The sequence below is a fragment of the Mesorhizobium sp. M7A.F.Ca.CA.001.08.2.1 genome, assembly GCF_003998455.1.
GTDB lineage: Bacteria > Pseudomonadota > Alphaproteobacteria > Rhizobiales > Rhizobiaceae > Mesorhizobium > Mesorhizobium ciceri.
Window position 1 is genome coordinate 1 of the sequence record NZ_RZPW01000515.1, and the last position, 4,601, is coordinate 4,601.

5 protein-coding genes are annotated in these 4,601 nt (G+C 62.4%); all 5 read left to right on the plus strand.

Features of this window, described 5'->3' with window-relative positions:
• Positions 1 to 54 precede the first annotated feature (54 nt).
• Positions 55 to 1,422 carry an IS1182 family transposase gene (locus EN914_RS25175; RefSeq protein ID WP_127219431.1) on the plus strand — a complete coding sequence of 456 codons (1,368 nt, stop codon included), beginning with the start codon at positions 55 to 57 and terminating at the stop codon, positions 1,420 to 1,422.
• Positions 1,423 to 1,586: 164 nt separating this feature from the next.
• Positions 1,587 to 1,754, plus strand: coding sequence for a Thivi_2564 family membrane protein (locus tag EN914_RS25180; RefSeq protein ID WP_013531988.1), 168 nt, complete (start codon positions 1,587 to 1,589; stop codon positions 1,752 to 1,754).
• Between the two features lie 204 nt (positions 1,755 to 1,958).
• A complete protein-coding gene (gene glpX / locus EN914_RS25185; RefSeq protein ID WP_013531987.1) occupies positions 1,959 to 2,942 on the plus strand; it encodes a class II fructose-bisphosphatase in 984 nt (327 codons plus the stop codon).
• Positions 2,943 to 3,015: 73 nt separating this feature from the next.
• Entirely contained in the window at positions 3,016 to 3,249 is a 234-nt protein-coding gene (locus tag EN914_RS25190) for a DUF6434 domain-containing protein (RefSeq protein WP_024505361.1), read from the plus strand.
• Between the two features lie 178 nt (positions 3,250 to 3,427).
• Positions 3,428 to 4,601 (plus strand): single-stranded-DNA-specific exonuclease RecJ (recJ, locus tag EN914_RS25195; protein ID WP_127389332.1); only part of this gene is annotated, 1,174 nt, incomplete at its 3' end.

Below are 4,601 nucleotides of genomic sequence, written 5' to 3' on the forward strand. Positions count from 1 at the left end.
TCAGGCTGCTGACAAACCCCTGGCATTTGCCGGGGGTTTTTGATTCACTGGGTCATGTTGAAGCGACCCGCCCCTGAACAGACCGCGCTCGAGATGGTAACGCTGGATCAGTTGGTTCCGGCTGATCACCTGTTGCGCAAGATCGACCGTGTGATCGATTTCACCTTCATCCATGATCTGACCGCGCCGCTTTATTGCCCCGACAATGGCCGCCCGCCGCTCGACCCTACCTTGATGTTCAAGGCGCTGTTCATCGGCTACCTGTTTGGAGTTCGCTCGGAACGGCATCTGGTGCGCGAGATCGAGGTCAATGTCGCCTATCGCTGGTTCCTGGGGCTGAAGCTGATGGACAAGGTGTTCGACGCCTCGACACTGTCGCAGAACCGGCGGCGACGTTACGACGACACCAGCGTTTCGCAGGCGATCTTCGACCGCATTGTCGAGCAGGCGATCCGGGCGGGCCTGGTCGACGGCACGGTGCTGTACACCGACTCCACCCATCTGAAGGCCAACGCCAACAAGGGAAAATACGACCTTGCGATGATCGCCAAGTCGCGGGCCGACTATTGGGCCGACCTTGATCGTGCCATCGACACCGAACGGGCGCTGCACGGCCACAAGCCGCTGAAGCAGAAGGAGCGGCAGCCTGCGGTGAAGGAGACCAAGGTCTCGCGCACCGATCCCGACAGCGGCTACATGGTGCGCGAGGGCAAGCCGAAAGGCTTCTTCTATCTCGATCACCGCACGGTGGATGCGGCGCACGCCATCATCACCGACACGCACACGACAGCGATCGTCCATGATTCGACCGTCTACCTGTCGAGGCTCGATCGGCAGGTGCAGCGCTTCGGCTTTGATGTTGGCGCCGTCGGGCTGGACGCCGGCTATGCCACGGCAGGCATCGCCAAAGGACTGGAGGATCGGGCAATACGCGGTGTCACCGGCTATCGCCGCCCCAGACCGCCCAAGCCCGGCATGATGGCACCGTCGGCCTTCACCCATGAGCCGGCAGCTGATGGCTATCGCTGCCCACAGGGCCAGGTGCTGGCCTACGCCACCACCGACCGCAATGGCTACCGCCACTACAAGAGCGACCCGGCTATCTGCCGCGACTGCCCGCTGCTCGCCTCCTGCACCACCAATGCCAAGGCCCAGCGCACTATCATCCGCCACGTCTGGGCGGATGCGAAGGAGCGCACCGACGCCAACCGGCTGACCGCATGGGGCAAGGCTATCTACCGCCGCCGCAAGGAGACCGTCGAGCGCTCCTTCGCCGACGCCAAGCAATTGCATGGTCACCGCTATGCGCGGTTTCGAAGTCTCACCAAGGTCGCCTGCCAGTGCCTGCTCGCCGCCGCCGCACAAAACATCAAGAAGATCGCCCTTTGCCTGTGCCCGAAGCCCAAGTCGGCCCGCACATGAGGCCCAACGCCTCCTGTCAAAATCCCCTGACACAAACAGTCCAAGACACTTCAATCACATAACAAAAAAACCCCGCCGAAAATCGACGGGGTTTGTCAGCAGTCTGGGGCCGGGCTTCCGGCCTTTTCTATTGTTTTCAGCAAATCACTTTTAAGGAGGACACCATGGCTTCATCAGCGTTGATCGGCATCCTGATCACATTCCTCGTCATCATCCTCGTTCTCTATCTGGTTCAACGCCTGCCGCTCGATGGCCGGATGAGACAGATAGTTCAGGTCATCGTCATCATCATCGGCATCATTTCGCTGCTCAAATACCTCGCGGTTTTTTAGGCCGCGAAGGCCGCCATTCTCACCGTTTTAAGACTGGCCCGGCGCGTGGCGATCGGGCCGGTCGTGTTTCAAGACGTAGTTTAATCGATTGATATTGTTGGATATTCGATAATATTCGTGGCAGGTCTTGCCGTTGTCATGCTCGTTTGACAAAACAGGCCCGCCTCCGGCGGGAGGCCGCATTGCCAACGAGGAAATCACCAGATGAATGTGGCCCAGAACATCGTCGCCGGCCTTGACCGGATACTCACCATGGAACTGGTGCGCGTCACCGAACGGGCCGCCGTCGCGGCCGCCAGGCTGCGTGGGCGCGGCGACGAAAAGGCGGCCGACCAGGTCGCCGTGGATGCCATGCGCCAGGAACTCAACCGGCTTTCCATCAGGGGCACGGTGGTGATCGGCGAGGGCGAGCGCGATGAAGCGCCGATGCTCTATATCGGCGAAGAAGTCGGCTCCGGCAAAGGTCCGGCGGTCGATATCGCGCTCGATCCGCTCGAAGGCACGACGATCTGCGCCAAGAACCTGCCCAATGCGCTCGCCGTCATCGCCATCGCCGAAAAGGGCAGCCTGCTGTTTGCGCCCGATGTCTACATGGACAAGATCGCCATCGGTCCGGGCTATGCGGACGGCGTCATCGATATCGATGCCTCACCGGCCGAAAACATCGCCAGCCTCGCCCGCGCCAAGGGCGTGGCTATTTCGGACATCACCACCTGTATCCTCGACCGGCCACGTCATGCCAAGCTGATCGATGCCGTGCGCGCCACGGGTGCCGCGATCCGGCTGATCGGCGACGGCGATGTCGCCGGCGTCATCCACACCACGGATCCGGAAGAAACCGGCATCGATATCTATCTCGGCACTGGCGGAGCACCCGAGGGCGTGCTGGCCGCCGCCGCGCTGCGCTGCACCGGCGGCCAGATGCAGGGCAGGCTGATCCTCGACACACCGGAAAAGGTTGCTCGCGCGGCAAAGATGGGTATTTCCAATCCGAAACGGGTCTATCGGACGGAGGACATGGCGCGCGGCGATGTGCTGTTTGCGGCCACCGGTGTCACCGACGGCAACATGCTGGCTGGCGTCAAGTTCGGCCACAATTACATCACCACCCACACGATCGTGCTGCGCTCGTCGTCACGGACGGTGCGCGAGATCAAGGCACGCCATCAGGATCTGGATAAGTTCTGACGCTTGCTTGCGAAGCCACCTTGCAATTGTTAGCCATTCGGGCGCACCCGATATTGGCTGCAAGGATTTGACGATGAAACCGTTCGACTGGCACGCGGATCCGATCTCGCGCGCCACCGCCATCACGCAGTCTTATCGCAACACCCAGAATGTGCGTCGCTTTCTCATCCGGGAATGCGGCGACGCATTCAGCTTCGACCGGCCTTTCATGGCCTGGCTCAAGGACGGTGTGGAAAAGACGATGGGCGATGCGGCCGACGAATGGCTTCGGCGCCAGGCTGAAAAGCGGAAAGCGCAGTTTTCTTGACACTTCCCGGACGGCGCACACCGTGAATCGCTTGGCTTTGCCTGCCTTTGGCCTATAGAGCGTCGCATGAACGTGACACGCTTTAAATTGTTGCCAATACAGGTCGTCGCCCCAAAACCGCTGCGCACTTTTGGGCGACATGCACTATCGTGCGGCCAACGATGAGTTGGCAAAGCGTATGACCGGCGAAAAGCGCCTCTTCCTCGATGTCAGGCAGTCGGTGTCAGGGGTTTCCTGGGAGCACCGGCTGACCGAGCGGCAGGACATGATCGCGCTCGCCATCGCGCAAGGCTACGGGGTATCCGATATCGTCGCACGGGTGCTTGCCGGCCGCGGCGTCACCGCCGAGCAGACCGAGCGGTTTCTCGATCCGACGATCCGCGATCTTCTGCCGGATCCGGCATCGCTGACCGACATGGACAGGGCGGCGGCCCGGATCGCCGCCGCGGTGATGGCCAGGGAAAAGGTGGCGATCTTCGGCGACTATGATGTCGATGGCGCCGCCTCGTCGGCCTTGCTGAAGCGGTTCCTCACGCATTTCTCGGTGCCGTCGGAAATCTACATCCCGGATCGTATTTTCGAGGGCTATGGCCCCAACCCCGACGCCATGCGCGAACTTGTTTCGCGTGGCGCGACACTGATCGTCACCGTCGATTGCGGCACCAACAGCGCCGCTTCCATCGATGCCGCCAATGAGGCCGGGGCTGATGTCGTGGTGCTCGACCACCACCAGGTCGGCGGTGCCTTGCCGGCGGCAATCGCTGTCGTCAATCCCAATCGCGACGACGACCTCTCCGGGCAGGGCCATCTCTGTGCCGCCGGCGTGGTCTTCCTCGCCCTTGTGCAGACGGCCAGGATCCTGCGTAGCCGCATGGCCGATGCTACGCCGCCGGACCTGCTTTCGCTGCTCGATATCGTGGCATTGGCCACCGTTTGTGACGTGGTGCCGCTGACCGGCGTCAACCGTGCCTTCGTGGTCAAGGGGCTGCAGATGGCGCGCCAGCAGAAGAACGAAGGGCTCGCGGCACTGGCACGGGTGTCGCGCATCGGCGAGCCGATCAGCACCTTCCATCTGGCCTATCTGATCGGCCCGCGCATCAATGCCGGCGGACGCATCGGCGATGCCGCACTTGGCAGCCGGTTGCTTGCGACCGACGACCCGGTCGAGGCGCGCACCATTGCCGAGACGCTCGACCGGCTCAACCAGGAACGGCAGCTGATGGAGCAGGAGATGCTCGCGGCGGCGCGCGCCGAGGCCGATGCGGAGCTCGCCGGCGGCAATGGCCCGGCTATCGTCGTCACCGCCAGCAACAGCTGGCATCCGGGCATCGTCGGTTTGCTCGCCTCACGGC